The organism is Rhodococcus sp. B50 (assembly GCF_013602415.1).
In the GTDB taxonomy this organism is placed as follows: domain Bacteria; phylum Actinomycetota; class Actinomycetes; order Mycobacteriales; family Mycobacteriaceae; genus Rhodococcus.
In genome coordinates this window covers 1,116,558-1,131,715 of record NZ_WPAG02000002.1, presented here as the reverse complement: position 1 = coordinate 1,131,715, position 15,158 = coordinate 1,116,558, and the positions used below count along the sequence as shown (strand labels likewise).

Below are 15,158 nucleotides of genomic sequence, written 5' to 3'. Positions count from 1 at the left end.
GCGTCACACCCCCTCAGAGATGGCAGAACGCCCGACATTCAAGGAGAACACAGATGGCACACGCGATCCGCTTCCACGAGACGGGCGGCCCCGAGGTCCTCGAATGGGGAACCGTCGAGGTCGGCGATCCCGGCCCCGGCGAGGTGCGGATCCGGCACGAAGCCGTGGGGCTGAACTTCGCGGACACCTATTTCCGGACCGGGATGTACCCGGCTCCGCTCCCGGCAGGCATGGGCGTCGAGGCGGCCGGTGTGATCGAGGCCGTCGGTCCGGATGTGCCCGACTTCCGCGAAGGCGACCGCGTCACCTATACCGGCAGCCCCCTCGGGGCATACAGCACCGAACGGGTGATGCCCGCCGCCCACCTGATCGCACTACCGCCCGACATCTCGTTCGAGACCGCGGCCGCAATGACCATGCGCGGTTTGACCGCGGCATACCTTCTGCGCCGCATCCACCCGCTGCGAGCCGGTGACACGGTTCTGCTGCACGCCGCAGCCGGCGGAGTCGGGCTGATCTTCTGTCAGTGGGCGAAACGGTTGGGCATCAACGTCATCGGTACCACGTCCAGCGACGCGAAGGCCGAGGTGGCGCGTGCCCACGGGTGTGGCGACGTCATCGTCTACACCCGGGAGGACGTCGCCGATCGTGTCCGCGAACTCACCGACGGCGTCGGCGTGCCGGTCGTGTACGACAGCATCGGCGCGTCGACCTTCCGGTCCTCTCTCGACTCCCTCGCCCGCCGTGGCCTGCTGGTCGCCTTCGGAACGGCTTCCGGCCCCATCCCACCGATCGATGCCATGGACCTCGCCGTCAAAGGATCGCTGTTCGTCACCCGACCTGCGCTCGCCGACTACATCGCCGATCCGGCCGAGCGGGCCGAACTGGCGAACGACCTGTTCCACCACGTCGCAGCCGGACACATCGAGATCGAGATCAACCAGAGATACGCGCTCGCCGACGCCGAACAAGCACACCGCGAGCTCGAAGCCGGCCTCAGCGTGGGCTCGTCGGTGTTCTCGCTCTGACATCCGATCCACCCACCGTCACGCCCAGGAGACCGTCATGACCACCACCGCCGACCATGCCCACATCAGGGACGAGGCACGCTCCCGATACTCGATGGACGCACGACCACTGACCGGCAGCATCGGCGCGGAACTGCACGGCGTGGACCTCGCCGGTGTGGCCCGCGACGACGAACGATTCGCCGAACTGAAAGCGCTGCTGCTCGAATACAAGGTGCTGTTCTTCCGGGCTCAGGACATGAGCCGGGCCGACCACGTCGCACTCGCGGAACGATTCGGCCCGCTCGAGGACCATCCGGTACTCGGCAGTGATCCGGAACATCCCGGCCTGGTCCGCATCTACAAGGACCTCGACAGCCCGCCGGAGGCGTTCGAGAATTCCTACCACTGCGACGCCACCTGGCGGGAGAACCCGCCCATGGGCTCCGTCCTCCGCTGCGTCGAAGGCCCGGCCGTCGGCGGCGACACGATCTGGGTGAACATGGCACGTGCGTACGAGCGGCTCCCCGAGCATGTGAAGGAACAGATCTCCGAGCTGCGCGCACGACACAGCATCGAGGCCTCATTCGGTGCGCGACTGCCGATCGACAAGCGCCTCGAGTTGAAGGACCGATTCCCGGACGCCGAACACCCCGTTGTCCGCACCCATCCCGAAACGGGCGAGAAGGTCCTCTTCGTCAACAGCTTCACCACGCATTTCACGAACTTCCACAATGCGGACAACGTCCGCTGCGGTATCGACTACGCCCCCGGAGCGGGCGAGTTGATGCGTTACCTGCAGAGCCAGGCGACGATCCCGGAGTACCAGGTCCGCTGGCGGTGGACACCGAACAGCGTAGCGATCTGGGACAACCGGTCCACTCAGCACTACGCGGTCCAGGACTACTGGCCGGCCGTCCGAAAGATGGAGCGCGCCGGAATCGTCGGCGACCGGCCCTTCTGACCACCGAAATCCCTTTCCCTCAGTACTTCACGACCCGACCCCAGGAGACCGCCATGCACTTCCACGACGATGCCTTGTTCCCCGAATGCCAGGAGAAGCTGGTCATCACCGCCGCCCCGTACGGACCGGAATGGGAACCGGAGGATTTCCCGGAGGACCTGCCGCTGACGATGGACGAGCACGTCCAGCAGGCGGTGGACTGCTACGAGGCCGGAGCCACGGTGCTGCACATCCACGTGCGTGAACTCGACGGCAAGGGCAGTAAGCGACTGTCGAAGTTCAACGAACTGCTCTCCCGTCTGCGCGAAGCAGTTCCGGACATGATCCTGCAGGTCGGTGGTTCGATCTCGTTCGCTCCGGAAGGTGAAGGTGCCGAGGCGAAGTGGCTCTCGGACGATGTGCGGCACATGCTCGCCGAACTGGACCCGAAGCCGGATCAGGTGACCATCGCCATCAACACGAGCCAGATGAACATCATGGAACTGATGACCGCGGACGACATTGCCGGCACCTCGATGGAACGCCCGGAGCTCGCGGTGACCTACCGGGAGATGACGGTGCCCGCTGGGCCCGAATGGGTCGAGGAGCACCTACGCCGACTGCAGATCGCCGGAATCCAGCCGCACTTCCAGCTCTCGTCCATCCCGCAACTCGAAACCGTCGAGCGACTCATCCGGCGTGGCATCTACACCGGCCCCCTCAACCTGACCTGGGTCGGTATCGGCGGCGGCTTCGACGGACCGAACCCGTACAACATCATGAACTTCGTCCAGCGCGTGCCCGACGGGGCGTGCCTGACCCTCGAAACCCTCATGCGTTCGGTGCTGCCGGTCAACGCGATGGCCATCGCGATGGGGCTGCACACCCGCTGCGGCAACGAGGACACCCTCTGGGGTCGCAAGGGCGAGAAGCTGACGTCGGTGCAGCAGATCCGGCAGCTGGTCCGCATCGCGGACGAACTCGGTCGTGAGGTCGCCACCGGCAAGGAAGCCCGCGAGATCTACCGGATCGGCGAAACCTACCGCGACGCCGACGAAACCCTCGCCAAGCTCGGCTACGCCCCCAACCGCCGTCCCGGTCAGGTCGGATTCACCCAGCACGGCTGAGACATCCTTGCTCCGCTGATATCGGTAATGCGCTGTGTGGAAGAAGGTTTCGGAGAATGATGAACGACGATATCGAACCGACCGTGGTCGTCGTGCCCGGCTTGCGCGACCACGTCGCCGACCACTGGCAGACACTGCTCGCCGATCGACTCGACCGGGTGCGCACCGTACCTCCGCTCGAACACGACCGGTTGAGTCTGGCCGCACGGATCGCCGCCCTCGACACGGTCGTCAGCGACATCGACGGGCCGGTGGTGCTGGTGGCGCACAGTGCCGGTGTTCTGATTGCCGTGCACTGGGCGCACACATCGACCAGACCGGTTCTCGGTGCGCTGCTCGCAACACCGGCCGACCTCGAGAAACCGCTACCCGAGAGCTATCCGAGCATGGCCGACCTCGATCGGGGCGGTTGGCTTCCGATACCGCGTCGCCGCCTTCCCTTCCCGAGCATCCTTGCAGCAAGCAGCAACGATCCCCTCGCAGACCGGCGACGGGTCGCAGGGCTGGCCGAGGCGTGGGGCAGTCGGTTCGTCGACCTCGGTGAGGTCGGGCACCTCAATCCGGCGTCCGGCTTCGGCGACTGGCCCGCCGCCGACCTGTTCCTGCAGGAACTGCTTCAGCGTTCCGCGGCACCGACGCCCGAGATCGTCCCTGTTCTGTCCGAATCCTGAAAGCGAACCCACGATGCTCAACTTGTCCGTTCTCCTGGAGGACTCCGCCCGCCGGTATCCCCACCGGGACGCACTGGTGCTGGGGGACACCCGCATCAGCTACGGCGAACTCGACGCCGGCGCGAACCGTGTGGCCGATCTACTGATCGCGCGTGGAATCGCGCCGGGCGACACCGTCGCGATGTCCCTGCCCAACGTGCCGGAGTTCGCGATCGTCTACTTCGGAATCCTCAAGGCCGGCGCCGTCGTGGTGCCCTTGAACATCATGCTCAAGGACCGTGAAATCGCCTATCATCTCCAGGATTCGGGTGCCCGGGCGCTCTTCTGCTTCGATGGCGGGCCGGACCTGCCGATCGGCGAGTTCGCCCGCGCCGGGTTCGCCGCGGCCCCGCAGTGCCGGGACATGTTCGTTGTCGGCGGATCCGACCGCGCACACAGCCTCGAGGCTGCCCTGGCGGGCGTCTCGGACACCTTCTCCTCGGTGGTACGCGAACCGCAGGACACGGCAGTGATCCTCTACACCAGCGGCACTACCGGAAAACCGAAGGGAGCCTGTCTTTCGCACTCGAACATGGTGACGAACGCACTCGTTGCGAACCGTCTGTTCGACAGCACTCCGGTACGCCCCGACACCTACCTGGTCACACTGCCCCTGTTCCACTCCTTCGGCCAGACCGTGACCATGAACGCGGGGTTGGCGGTGGGCGCCACCCTGGTGCTCCTGCCTCGCTTCGATGCCCGCACTGCGCTGACATTGATGATCGACGAGGATGTCACCGTCTTCGCGGGAGTCCCGACGATGTACTGGGCTCTGCTCGACGCAATGGACGAGGACGTGGATGTGCTCCGGATAGCGGCCACGATGCGTCGCGCGATCTCCGGCGGCGCAGCCCTGCCCGTGGAGATCCTCACCCGGTTCTCCGAGCGCTTCGGCGTCCGGATCCTCGAGGGTTACGGGCTGTCCGAGACCTCCCCGCTTGCCCTGTTCAGCGACCCGGAACGCGACCCACGTGCCGGATCGATCGGCGTCCCGGTATGGGGAGTCGAGGCCCGCCTCGTCGACGCCGACTGGAACACCGTCACGGACGTCGACGCCATCGGAGAACTCGCACTGCGCGGACACAACGTCATGTCCGGCTATCTCGGGCGGCCCGAGGAAACCGCCGAGGTGGTGCGGGACGGCTGGCTGCGTACCGGCGACCTCGCTCGCCGGGACGCGGACGGCTTCTACTACATCGTCGACCGAGCGAAGGATCTGATCGTCCGCGGCGGCTTCAACGTCTACCCCCGAGAGATCGAAGAAGTACTGATCACCCATGAGGCGGTGTCACTCGCAGCGGTGATCGGCGTCCCTCACGAGGTGTACAACGAAGAGGTCAGGGCGTTCGTCGTCCTCGCGGCAGGGGAGCAGGTCACGGAAGGGGAGCTGATCTCCTGGTGCCGCGACCGGATGGCGGGATACAAATATCCGCGGTCGATCGAGTTCGTCACGAAACTCCCGACGACCGCGACGGGCAAGATCCTCAAACGCGAACTCGTCACCACGGCATCGACGAAGCAGGGGTCGCCGGATGTCGGGTGACGTGGACGTGACACCGGCGCCGCAGGCGGTCGCCCTACCGGAGAAGACGTCGGGAGGCTCGCCGCGGTCCCGCGCGGTCGCCCTCGCCGCAGGCATCGGGGTGTGCGCGGTCGGCGCCGCACTCGCGATCGGGATCGGCCGGCTGCTCCCCGCCGTGAACCCGATGCTGATCGCGATCGTGCTCGGAACATTGGTAGCCAATCTGATTCCCGCTCCGGCGTGGATCAGACCCGGCGTGGACTTCTCCACCAAGCGGTTGCTGCGCCTCGGCATCGCCGTCCTCGGGCTCCAACTGATGTTCCACGACATCCTCGCCCTCGGTTGGGAGGTCATCGCCCTCGTTGTGGTCATCGTCGCGGCCGGGATCACGGGCACGATGTACCTGGGCCGGATCCTCGGGCTGTCCTGGACTCAACGAGTCCTCATCGCGTGCGGATTCTCGATCTGTGGCGCCGCAGCGGTGGCTGCCGCCGACGGTGTCGTCGACGCGAAGGACAGGGAGGTGGTCACCTCGATCGCGTTGGTCGTCGTCTTCGGCACTCTGATGATTCCGGGGGTTCCGCTGTTGGCAGGAGCCCTGGGGATGGACGACCGGCAGTCCGGCATCCTCGCCGGTGGGGCGATCCACGAGGTCGCACAGGTGGTCGCCGCCGGCGGAATGATCGGTGGCGGAGCCCTCGCTATCGCCACTGTGGTCAAGCTCGCCCGTGTCCTGATGCTGGCCCCGGTGATGGCATACCTCGGCGTCGTGCAGCGACGACGCACTCGCGACGCGGGCGCCTCCGACGGCACGACCGGCCGGCAGCCGCCTCTGGTGCCGATATTCGTGATCGGGTTCCTCGCATCGGTGGCGGTGCGGTCGTCGGGTCTGCTCCCCGACGTCGTGATCGATCAGGCCGCGCTCGTGCAGTCGGCGCTGCTCACCACAGCGATGTTCGGGTTGGGTCTCGGGGTTCGGGTGGGGCTGCTGCGCTCGGTCGGTCTACGGCCGTTCGCGCTCGCGGCTGCCGCCACGCTGTGGGTGGTGTTCATGGCGTTCGTCGGCGTCGTGCTGGTGGGCTGAGGCTCCTCTCAGAAGGAGGGATTCGAGCGGACGAACCGTTCGTCGATGTCGGAGATCGACCGCGCACCCGCCAATGCCATCGTGAGGTCGAACTCGGCGATCACGTTGCGGATCACCTCCTCGACGCCGCGCCGACCCGCGATCGCCAGCCCATACATATAGGGCCGGCCGAGCAGCACCGCGTCGGCTCCGAGTGCAAGTGCGACGAAGACGTCGGCCCCGCTGCGAATCCCGCTGTCCAGCAGGACGGTCGGCTCCCGTCCGATCGCGGCACGGATGTCGAGCAGGGCATCGAGCGAGGCGATCGACCCGTCGACCTGGCGTCCACCGTGGTTCGACACCACGATGGCGTCGACACCGAGGTCCATAGCACGACGCGCGTCGTCCGGATGCAGAATTCCCTTGAGCACGATAGGAAGTCGAGTCCGATCACGCAGCGTCGCCAGGTGCTCCCAGCTCAGTCCCGGATTGGAGTAGATATCCAGGAATGTCTCCGCGGCGGCGCGCGGTACGGGGGAGCGCAGGTTGTCGAGAAACTTGCCCGGGTAATTGCGAGTCATCGACAGCAGTGTGCGAATTGCACCCAGGGTGACATCGGGTCGCTCCGTGACCATGTCGCGGGCAGCGTCGATCCGCCTCCGGACGATGTCGCGGAAGCGGGGATCCGAGGTGTACTGGGCGATGCCCTCTCCACGTGCGAACGGCAACGAGCCGAGGTTCAGGTCCTGAGGACGCCACCCCAGCATCGTCGTGTCGAGCGTGACGACCACGGCTTCGGCGCCGGCCGTTTCGGCACGTCGCAGCAGGCTGTCGACGAGATCCTCGTCGGAACTCCAATAGAGCTGGAACCAGCGTGACACAGAACCCATCGCGGCGGCACAGTCCTCCATGGAATCACATCCCTGATTGGAGAAGATGTACGGCACGCCGGTCGCGGCAGCCGCCCGCGCGATCGCCAGGTCGCTGTCCGCTGCCATCAACGCTCCGGCTCCGATCGGCGCGAGCAACAGCGGAGACGAGAGCGACGTGCCGGCCACGGTCGTACGCAAGTCACGTTCGGTGACCCCGTGCGCCATACGCGGAACGATCGTCCACCGGTCGAACGCACGCCGGTTGTTGCGCATCGTGCGTCCCTCGCCGGCGCCGCCTGCGACATAGGCCCAGGCCCGCTTCGAGACGGCGCGACGCGCGGCACGTTCGAGCTTGCCGAAGTCGGCCGGAACCGCAGGGCGACGGCCCAACGCGCCGTCGCGGTACACGATCCCCTGACGTTCCCGGCCGGGGCCGGTGGGCACAGATGCGGCTGTATCGGTCACGAGTGAACTCCCCTTCTCGAGCGCGGTGGCGTTCCGATCTTTCCCCACAACCCTGGACCATGAAACCGGTCATCGGTACCCCACTTCGAATCGACACGGCGAATCCTGTGACGGGCGTACCGTCGAAGCTATGACCGAGAACGGCCAGGTCGCACCGTGGGACGACATCTACCGGGGCGTCGCCGAAGGGTTTTCGGGCCCCGTACCCTGGAACATCGGCGAACCTCAGCCCGAGATCGCCCGCTTGATCGCGGAGGACAGATTCCGCAGCGATGTGCTGGACGCAGGCTGCGGGCATGCCGAGACCTCGCTTCACCTGGCGGCACAGGGGTACACGGTCGTCGGTCTCGATCTGTCGCCGACAGCCATCGCGGCCGCTCGGGCGGCCGCGACGGAGCGGCGCCTGACGACGGCCTCCTTCGAGGTGGCCGATATCTGTTCGTTCACGGGTTTCGACGGCCGGTTCGCGACGATCGTCGACAGCACCCTGTTCCATTCGCTGCCCGTGGATGGGCGCGGCAACTACCTGAGCTCCGTCGCCCGTGCGGCTGCCCCGGGGGCGTCCTACTTCGTGCTGGCGTTCGCGAAAGGTGCCTTCCCCGAAGGACAGGGACCCAACCCGGTGACCGACGACGAGCTGCGCGAGGCGGTTGCCGAGTACTGGACCGTCGACGACCTGCGCCCGGCGTTCGTGCATGCGTTGCTCGGTGAGCGGGACGCGGCGATGTGGCAGCGCGACGAGAAGGGCCGGTCCATGCTCCCGGCATGGTTGTTGTCGGCGCACCGCGGTTGAGGGCGCACACGCGGAAATTCGATTGCATTGCCGGGACGCGGAGTTCACTATCGGATCTGTCGAAGCGGACCACCCGCGACTCACCATGACCCAGGAGTCACAGTGCACCTCGATGTCCTGCCCGGAGCCGACCCGCTGTGTGAGTACGGCTGGTCCCAGCAGGTCGCGGAGCGGTTCGCGGACAGCGACATTCAGGGAATTCCCGGCCGGATCGTACGATCCGGTCGTGGACTCGGCGAAGCTGTCACATCCGCAGGATCGTTGCGGGTACGGGCGTCGGGCCACCATGTCTGCACCGGTGATTGGGTGATCGTGCGCGGCCCGGCCTCCGACGGCGACACGATCGGAACGGTCTACGCAGTGCTGCCGCGTACCGGTGCGATCCGTCGCGCCGACGCGTCGGGCCGCTCGGAGGAGCAGGTCCTCGCTGCCAACGTCGACACGGTCGTGGTGACGGTCGCGGCCGACACCGTCGACCTCGGCCGCGTCGAACGCCTGCTGGCTCTGGGCTGGGACAGTGGGGCCCAGCCGCTCGTCGCGCTCACGAAGGTCGACCTCGCGACCGAACCGGTACTCGAGAGGGTCGTCGCGCTCGCGCCGGGAGCGAGCGTGGTCGAGGTGTGTGCGCCGGACGGATCCGGACTCGGCGAGCTGCGCGACCGGATCCACGGCACCGTGGTGTTCCTCGGTTCGTCCGGTGCGGGGAAATCGACTCTGGTCAACGCATTGTGCGGTCGCGACCTCCAGGCAACGGCGCCGGTGCGGCAGGGTGACGGCAAAGGTCGACATACCACCACCGACCGCGAGATGTTTCCGCTGGGCGACGGCATGACCCTCATCGACACGCCGGGTCTGCGCGGCGTCGGCGTGTGGGACGCCGGTGCCGGCATTGCCGCTGCCTTTCCCGAGATCGACGAACTCGCGCAGCACTGTCGCTTCGCGGACTGTGCGCACGAGACAGAACCGGGATGCGCGGTTCGCGCCGCCGTCGAATGCGGTGATCTCGATGCGCGACGAGTGGAGAGCCATCGCAAGCTGCGACGCGAGAACGAGTGGATGGCGGCCCGAGCTGACGCGCGGTTGAGGCACGAGCGCACCCGCGAGGCCAAGGTGATGAGCCGGGCGATCCGAGCGTACTTCCGAGACCGCTGAGCGTTCTCGGCGCGACGTACAGGGCGGTCGGTACCGCTTCGCGATTCATACGCGATCAACCGGGGCTCGCTACTGCAACACGCCGCGTCAACCCCGGTTCACCGCGCCGAGAACGACGGGCCCCGACCGAACGGTCGGGGCCTTCGACCTGTGTGAACATACCGGTCGGTACTTCCGCTGCCGTCCGGTGCGCAGTGAATGCGGACGGTCTCGGCGGGGTCGCGGCGGTGCGTTATCGAGGTGTGTCGTCGGACACGAGAAGGTCACGGGTCGGGGTGTGGCCGGGTGTCTACGGAGGCGAATCGAACCGTTCTGTTTCCCGATGGGGTCGACACAGGTCGAGCGCGATCTATCACGTGTGAGGTGAACGTTCCGCACGTGCGCCTGGATGGTTGATGGTATTGCCGCACAAGGAATTCGAGAAGAAGGTGTCGATCTCGGCGTATGAGGGGTGAGCTCGGCCGGATGTCGCCGCGACCGCTTCTTGCCGGTCGGGACGGGATCGGTGGGCGCAATGATCAACTCTCGAGCATGACGCACATCACTGTTCGGAGTTCGGGTGGCGTCAGTCACGATTGCTTGAAAACCTCTCGACCTGCGACGTTACCTGGTTGTGACCTGATGGTTGCGTGATGACGCTCTGTGCGGTGGTACCGATCCCGCCGGCGATACCCGCGGCCCCGTTCGAAGGCCGAACCAGTTTCGGCGAATCTTGGAGCACGACCCTTGTCCGTTTCATCATTGCGCCGTTTCCGTGCCACGGTCTCCGCCGCGGCCGTCCTCACCGCCGCGATCGGCGTCGGTACCTCCGCCGCCCAGGCCGACACCGCACCCACCACCCCCGCCCCTACCCGCTTCCAGGAGCCCCGCGACCTCCTCCGGGCGCTCGACTTCGACGCCCTGGCCGCGGACGGCTGGACCGTGACGGACCACGAGGAAGAGACCGACTCGGCAGAGGGGACCGAAGTGGTCGAACTCGTCGCCGAGACGACCCCCGCGCCGCCTGCCGTCACCCCCGAGGAGCTGACCCGCATCGTGCCCGGTATCCCGGCAGAGAAGGTCGAGCAGTACATCGCTCCGCTGAACGAGGCGATGATGCGCAGCAGCATCGACAACCCGGTCCGTCAGGCGGCGTTCATCGCCCAACTCGCCGTCGAATCGGACTCCTTCCGTACCTTCGAGGAGTACGCGTCCGGACGCGCCTACGAGGGCCGTGCCGACCTCGGCAACACCCATCCCGGAGACGGCGAGCGCTACAAGGGCCGCGGCGCGATCCAGATCACGGGCCGTCACAACTACGAGAAGGTCAGCGAGCACATCGGCGTCGACTTCGTCGCACACCCCGAGCTGCTCGCTGCACCCGAGAACGCCTTCACCACCGCGGCCTGGTACTGGACGTCGCGCAACCTCAACGAGGTCGCGGACACCGCAGGGATCGTCCGGGTTTCCGAACTCGTCAACGGCGGTCACCATGCACTCGGGCGTCGCGTCGACGATTTCAAGCGAGGCCTGGACGTGCTGCTCCAGCCGTAAGCCCGGCACGGTCGGACCGGACCGATGAGTTCGGGGCGCGCCGCCGGTCTATCGGATCATGAGGAAACTGATCTACGACTTCGGCGTGTCCCTCGACGGCTACATCAACGACCGTGACGGCAACATCGACTGGACCGATCCGGACGAAGAACTGCACCAGTTCCACAACGACCGGTTCCGTCAGCTCGAGCTCTCGTTGCACGGTCGGCGGATGTACGAGCTGATGGCCGAGTACTGGCCGCACCTGCCGAAGGACGCCTCGCCCATCGAACGCGACTTCGCCGAGCTGTGGACGACCACGCCCAAGGTCGTGTTCTCCCGCACTCTCACCGAGGTGCGCTGGAACAGTCGCCTCGTCAGCGACGACGCGGTGGAGGAGGTGCGCAGGCTCAAGGCCGAGGGAGACGGCGTCATGGAGGTCGGTGGGGCGAACCTCGCCGCGTCGCTGATTGCGCACGGTCTCATCGACGAGTACCAGGTGTTCGTCTCACCCGTCCTGCTCGGTGGTGGCACACCGATGTTCCCGCCCCTGGCGAAGCGCGTGGATCTGCGTCTGGTCGAGACCCGACAGTTCGCGACCGCCGTGATGCTGCGCTATATCGCCGACTGAGGATCGTCGGTCGGTTCAGAACAGTTCGGGCGTCACCGGCGGGACGTCGTCGAGGAACGCCGTCACCATCGGCACCAGCACGTCCGCCTCTCCGGAGATACCGAGGTGTGACATCGCGGGCAGGATCACCAGGCGTGCCCGAGGAACCCTCTGCAGTATCCCTGTCGCTGCTGCTTCATCGTCGACACCGCCGAGCAGCCGGAACATCGCTACCGCATGTTCCGGCTTCACTCCGTCCGCATCGCCCACGACCACCATCGCGCGCGCAGAGATCGATCGCATCTGCGCGTCGCTGATCTGCTGGTCTTCGATATTCAGAACCTTCATCTTCTCGAGGTAGGCGGCGAACGCCGCGGGGTCGGGCGTGTGCTCCATGAATGCCTTCTCGATCGAGGTACCGGCAAGGGTCTCGACGTCGAGTCCCTCAATGCCCTCGAACACCGACGCATACCAACCGTCCTGCCGGTACGTGGCAGACAAGGAGACCAGCTTTCCGACGAGATCCGGATGTCGGAGCGCCAGCTGCAACGCCACCCCGCCGCCCTGCGAATAGCCCATCACGTCCGCACGATCGACATTCAGAGCCCGCAGGAGCTCCGCCGCATCGTCGCCGAACTGCTCGTACGACATCGGACGGTCGGTGTCCGGGGTACGACCGTGACCCTGCTGATCGAAGATGATCACCGGGCGCTGGTCGGCGAATGCGGTCACCCAGGACGGCATCGACTCGGTGCTCATGAACGCGCCGGGGATCAGCAGCAGCGGCAGCGGAGCGAACCCGTCGAGTTCGCCGTGCACCTCGAAGTAGAGGCTCAGACCGTCGATCGGCAGATGTCCGCTACGCGAGGGTGTCGAGTCCGCCATGTCACCCGGCCCTCACTGCGCGCCGGTGCCCGGACCGTAGAGGCGTGCCACGTCGGGTGAATCGAGCCACCCCGAATAGGTCGGCGACTGCGGCCATCCTTCGGGCGAGTCCTGCCATTCCTCCTGACGGCCCCACGGAAGGATGTCGATCAGCGCGAAGGTGTAGCCGAGCTGTTCGGTGCCTCGGCCGGTGGTGTGCCAGGTGCGGTAGACCTTGTCGCCGTCGCGCAGGAAGACGTTGACTGCGAACCCTCCGCCGGGAGGTGCGTCGACGTCGGCGCCGAACGAACTCTCCGACGACGAGTACCACTCCATCGTGTTGCCCACCTTCGCCTTGTAGGCCAGGGCTTCGTCGATCGGTCCGTTGGTGACGATGACCATGCGGGCGTCGTAGTTGTCGAGAATTCCGAGCCGAGTCCACTGCGTCGTCAGGCTCGTGCATCCACCGCACTGCCATTCGGCGCCGTCGGACCACATGTGGTGATAGGTGATGAGTTGCGAGCGGTCCTGGAACACATCGACGAGCCGGCTCGGGCCGTCGGCGCCGATCAGTGTGTAGTCGGGCAGTTCGACCATCGGCAGTCGGCGGCGTTGCGCTGCGATGGCGTCGAGTTCGCGAGTGGCGGCCTTCTCTCGTCGCCGCAGATCGGCGAGAGTCGACCTCCAGGTCTGTTCGTCGACGATCGGAGGAAGGGCGCGGGTGGTCTGCTGGGTCATGACGTCTCCCGAAGTCGGACGGATCCGTTCACGAGTGTTGACCGGGGGCAGGCCCGAAACTCATCGAGCCCGGCGATCGGAGGTGTTCCGACCGAGGGGCTCGATGAGGCGCGTGCCGTGACCGTTACGCGCCCTGGCGGACCGGGGTACGGCGGCCCATCGCAGCGAGAGCGGCGCCGATCACCGCGGTCGCGGCGAGTCCCGCCAGTGCCGCCAGGAATTCGGTGCCGCTGAGGGTGCCGTAGTCGGCGAGGCCGGGAAGACCGGCGAAGGTGGTGTCACCGACCGGCAGCGAATAGGCGCCGACGATGTGCTCGAGACCGTCCGGGCTGCCGGACGCGACGAGAGCCAACGCGCAGGCGCTGATCACGCCCAGACCGCCGATCGCTGCGAGACCACGCCGAACGGCAACGGGGGTGATGGAGGATCGCGCGTCCCATGCGGCGACGCCGGGCGCGAACGCCATCACGGCGCTCAGCACGGCAGCGGTGATGAGGGCTTCACCGAGGCCGATGGCCAGATGGACCGCGGTCAGATCGCCGATGAATGCTGCTACGGTGCCGGTTCCGACGGTCGCCGAGTACGCGACGCCGAGAACCGCGGCGCTCACCGGCACGGACAGACCGGCGCTGACGGCGGCGGTGGTCCGCGTCAGCTTCCCGAGTCCGAACCGCTCGGCGCCGGTGCGGACGGCGGCGGTGACGAGGACGGGCAGCACCGCCATCAGCAGCACGTTCACCCCGAGGGCGTTGATGCCGCCGTCTCCGAACAGCAATGCCTGCACGCCGACCACCGCGGTCATCGCGAGAAGCGCGAGTCGAGGCCCGAGGAGCGCGGTCGCGAGCGCGCCGCCGATGAGGTGGCCGCTGATGCTGCCGGCGATGGGGTAGTTGACCATCTGGGCGCCGAAGATCATCGCTGCAGTGGTGCCGGCGAGAAGAGTGTCTCGGGTCGTGATGCGCGGGCGCCCGGCGGTGGCGGCGAGGACGACCGCACCGGTTGCGATCGCCGCGGTGGGCGCGGTGACGCTCATGGGGAGGAAATGGTCAGGGACGTGCATGGGTGAGACTCCCTTCGAGGGTGGACGGGTGAACGTGTGTGGAGCGCCAGGAGCGCCAGGTCGACTCGAGCGGCGAGGAGTGGGCGTGGGTGCCGAGGAACCGCAGCAGGCTGCCGGGCCCTTCGAGCTGGACGACACTGTCGCCCTCGATGCGTCGTCCGTAGGTTGCGACGACGTCGTGCACCCGCGCGGAACCGAAGATCCCCGGTTCGGGGAACGCGCCGTGCGCGTACAACTCCTCGACGAAGAGGGGACGACGATCGAGAGTGACCGAGGTACGGCTGCGGATCGCACCCCCGGTTTCTCCGTGGCGCCCGAGGACAAGGGTCTCCCGCATGCTCGCGGCGGCCTCGGAGGCGAGTTCGATCCGGGTGTCGCGGTGCACGCGCGCACCGGTGGAGATCACGAACGGGTAGGTGTCCCAGACGAGGGTGCCGCCCTCGGCGACGGTGATCCGCACGTCCCACCGGGACAGCCGGTTGTCGGCGTCGTAGGCGACGGTGCCACCGATGTCCTGCAGTTCGAGTGTGCACCCGGCGTCGACGTGGACGTCGACGGTCACCGAGTCACCACCGAGCAACAACGCGCCGGCGGCGACGAGGGCGACACGCGCGTGGTCCGGACCGACCTCGACCGTGCGGGGGACGAGCATGCCCGCCCGCAGGGTCAGGCGTGCCCGGCCCGGAGCACGGTCGATGCGGATCGTGGTGCGGGACATGA

General features: G+C 66.9%; 15 protein-coding genes. 10 read left to right on the top strand and 5 right to left on the bottom strand.

The window, feature by feature from the left end:
* Nucleotides 1–53 precede the first annotated feature (53 nt).
* The 6 genes from GON09_RS05575 to GON09_RS05550 all read left to right on the top strand — a co-directional run bounded on the left by GON09_RS05575 (nucleotide 54) and on the right by GON09_RS05550 (nucleotide 6,393).
* Complete coding sequence (locus GON09_RS05575) at nucleotides 54–1,028, top strand: quinone oxidoreductase family protein (RefSeq protein ID WP_213930950.1); 975 nt, start codon at nucleotides 54–56, stop codon at nucleotides 1,026–1,028.
* Between the two features lie 94 nt (nucleotides 1,029–1,122).
* Nucleotides 1,123–1,971 (top strand): TauD/TfdA dioxygenase family protein, encoded by an 849-nt coding sequence (locus GON09_RS05570; RefSeq protein ID WP_213934299.1) that lies wholly within the window; start codon nucleotides 1,123–1,125, stop codon nucleotides 1,969–1,971.
* 53 nt (nucleotides 1,972–2,024) lie between these two features.
* Nucleotides 2,025–3,077 carry a 3-keto-5-aminohexanoate cleavage protein gene (locus GON09_RS05565; RefSeq protein ID WP_213930949.1) on the top strand — a complete coding sequence of 351 codons (1,053 nt, stop codon included), beginning with the start codon at nucleotides 2,025–2,027 and terminating at the stop codon, nucleotides 3,075–3,077.
* Between the two features lie 59 nt (nucleotides 3,078–3,136).
* Nucleotides 3,137–3,748, top strand: a complete 612-nt coding sequence (locus GON09_RS05560) for an RBBP9/YdeN family alpha/beta hydrolase (protein ID WP_213934298.1) — start codon at nucleotides 3,137–3,139, stop codon at nucleotides 3,746–3,748.
* A 13-nt stretch (nucleotides 3,749–3,761) separates the two neighbouring features.
* Complete coding sequence (locus GON09_RS05555) at nucleotides 3,762–5,330, top strand: long-chain-fatty-acid--CoA ligase (protein ID WP_213930948.1); 1,569 nt, start codon at nucleotides 3,762–3,764, stop codon at nucleotides 5,328–5,330.
* Nucleotides 5,320–6,393: a YeiH family protein gene (locus GON09_RS05550; RefSeq protein WP_213930947.1), complete on the top strand. Its 1,074-nt coding sequence runs from the start codon at nucleotides 5,320–5,322 to the stop codon at nucleotides 6,391–6,393. The genes GON09_RS05555 and GON09_RS05550 overlap by 11 nt, the downstream gene beginning before the upstream one ends.
* 8 nt (nucleotides 6,394–6,401) lie before the next feature.
* Here GON09_RS05550 and GON09_RS05545 read toward each other — a convergent pair whose 3' ends face one another.
* Nucleotides 6,402–7,709 (bottom strand): alpha-hydroxy-acid oxidizing protein, encoded by a 1,308-nt coding sequence (locus tag GON09_RS05545; protein ID WP_213930946.1) that lies wholly within the window; start codon nucleotides 7,707–7,709, stop codon nucleotides 6,402–6,404.
* 130 nt (nucleotides 7,710–7,839) lie between these two features.
* Between GON09_RS05545 and GON09_RS05540 the strand changes: the two genes are divergently transcribed.
* The 4 genes from GON09_RS05540 (at nucleotide 7,840) to GON09_RS05525 (ending at nucleotide 11,797) form a co-directional block, all read left to right on the top strand.
* A complete protein-coding gene (locus tag GON09_RS05540; protein ID WP_213930945.1) occupies nucleotides 7,840–8,502 on the top strand; it encodes a class I SAM-dependent methyltransferase in 663 nt (220 codons plus the stop codon).
* Between the two features lie 102 nt (nucleotides 8,503–8,604).
* Nucleotides 8,605–9,654, top strand: coding sequence for a ribosome small subunit-dependent GTPase A (gene rsgA, locus GON09_RS05535; protein ID WP_307854320.1), 1,050 nt, complete (start codon nucleotides 8,605–8,607; stop codon nucleotides 9,652–9,654).
* Between the two features lie 726 nt (nucleotides 9,655–10,380).
* Nucleotides 10,381–11,187, top strand: a complete 807-nt coding sequence (locus GON09_RS05530; RefSeq protein ID WP_244865397.1) for a glycoside hydrolase family 19 protein — start codon at nucleotides 10,381–10,383, stop codon at nucleotides 11,185–11,187.
* Between the two features lie 58 nt (nucleotides 11,188–11,245).
* Nucleotides 11,246–11,797, top strand: coding sequence for a dihydrofolate reductase family protein (locus GON09_RS05525; RefSeq protein WP_213930944.1), 552 nt, complete (start codon nucleotides 11,246–11,248; stop codon nucleotides 11,795–11,797).
* Nucleotides 11,798–11,812: 15 nt separating this feature from the next.
* On the opposite strand, the gene GON09_RS05520 is transcribed toward GON09_RS05525, so the two are convergent.
* From GON09_RS05520 to GON09_RS05505, 4 genes are all read right to left on the bottom strand, one after another.
* Nucleotides 11,813–12,661, bottom strand: a complete 849-nt coding sequence (locus tag GON09_RS05520) for an alpha/beta fold hydrolase (protein ID WP_213930943.1) — start codon at nucleotides 12,659–12,661, stop codon at nucleotides 11,813–11,815.
* Nucleotides 12,662–12,673: 12 nt separating this feature from the next.
* A complete protein-coding gene (locus GON09_RS05515) occupies nucleotides 12,674–13,378 on the bottom strand; it encodes a DUF899 domain-containing protein (protein ID WP_213930942.1) in 705 nt (234 codons plus the stop codon).
* A gap of 124 nt (nucleotides 13,379–13,502) precedes the next feature.
* Nucleotides 13,503–14,438 (bottom strand): energy-coupling factor ABC transporter permease, encoded by a 936-nt coding sequence (locus tag GON09_RS05510; RefSeq protein WP_213930941.1) that lies wholly within the window; start codon nucleotides 14,436–14,438, stop codon nucleotides 13,503–13,505.
* On the bottom strand, nucleotides 14,425–15,156 hold the full coding sequence (locus GON09_RS05505) for an urease accessory protein UreD (protein ID WP_213930940.1): 732 nt from the start codon (nucleotides 15,154–15,156) through the stop codon (nucleotides 14,425–14,427). The genes GON09_RS05510 and GON09_RS05505 overlap by 14 nt, the downstream gene beginning before the upstream one ends.
* Between the last annotated feature and the right edge of the window lie 2 nt (nucleotides 15,157–15,158).

Excerpts from the sequence above, each read along its gene's own strand:
- GON09_RS05575 (WP_213930950.1), top strand. The coding sequence starts at position 54 with ATGGCACACGCGATCCGCTTCCACGAGACGGGCGGCCCCGAGGTCCTC.
- GON09_RS05570 (WP_213934299.1), top strand. The coding sequence starts at position 1,123 with ATGGACGCACGACCACTGACCGGCAGCATCGGCGCGGAACTGCACGGC.
- GON09_RS05565 (WP_213930949.1), top strand. The coding sequence starts at position 2,025 with ATGCACTTCCACGACGATGCCTTGTTCCCCGAATGCCAGGAGAAGCTG.
- GON09_RS05560 (WP_213934298.1), top strand. The coding sequence starts at position 3,137 with ATGAACGACGATATCGAACCGACCGTGGTCGTCGTGCCCGGCTTGCGC.
- GON09_RS05555 (WP_213930948.1), top strand. The coding sequence starts at position 3,762 with ATGCTCAACTTGTCCGTTCTCCTGGAGGACTCCGCCCGCCGGTATCCC.
- GON09_RS05550 (WP_213930947.1), top strand. The coding sequence starts at position 5,320 with ATGTCGGGTGACGTGGACGTGACACCGGCGCCGCAGGCGGTCGCCCTA.
- GON09_RS05540 (WP_213930945.1), top strand. The coding sequence starts at position 7,840 with ATGACCGAGAACGGCCAGGTCGCACCGTGGGACGACATCTACCGGGGC.
- GON09_RS05525 (WP_213930944.1), top strand. The coding sequence starts at position 11,246 with ATGAGGAAACTGATCTACGACTTCGGCGTGTCCCTCGACGGCTACATC.
- GON09_RS05520 (WP_213930943.1), bottom strand. The coding sequence starts at position 12,661 with ATGGCGGACTCGACACCCTCGCGTAGCGGACATCTGCCGATCGACGGT.
- GON09_RS05515 (WP_213930942.1), bottom strand. The coding sequence starts at position 13,378 with ATGACCCAGCAGACCACCCGCGCCCTTCCTCCGATCGTCGACGAACAG.
- GON09_RS05510 (WP_213930941.1), bottom strand. The coding sequence starts at position 14,438 with ATGCACGTCCCTGACCATTTCCTCCCCATGAGCGTCACCGCGCCCACC.
- GON09_RS05505 (WP_213930940.1), bottom strand. The coding sequence starts at position 15,156 with ATGTCCCGCACCACGATCCGCATCGACCGTGCTCCGGGCCGGGCACGC.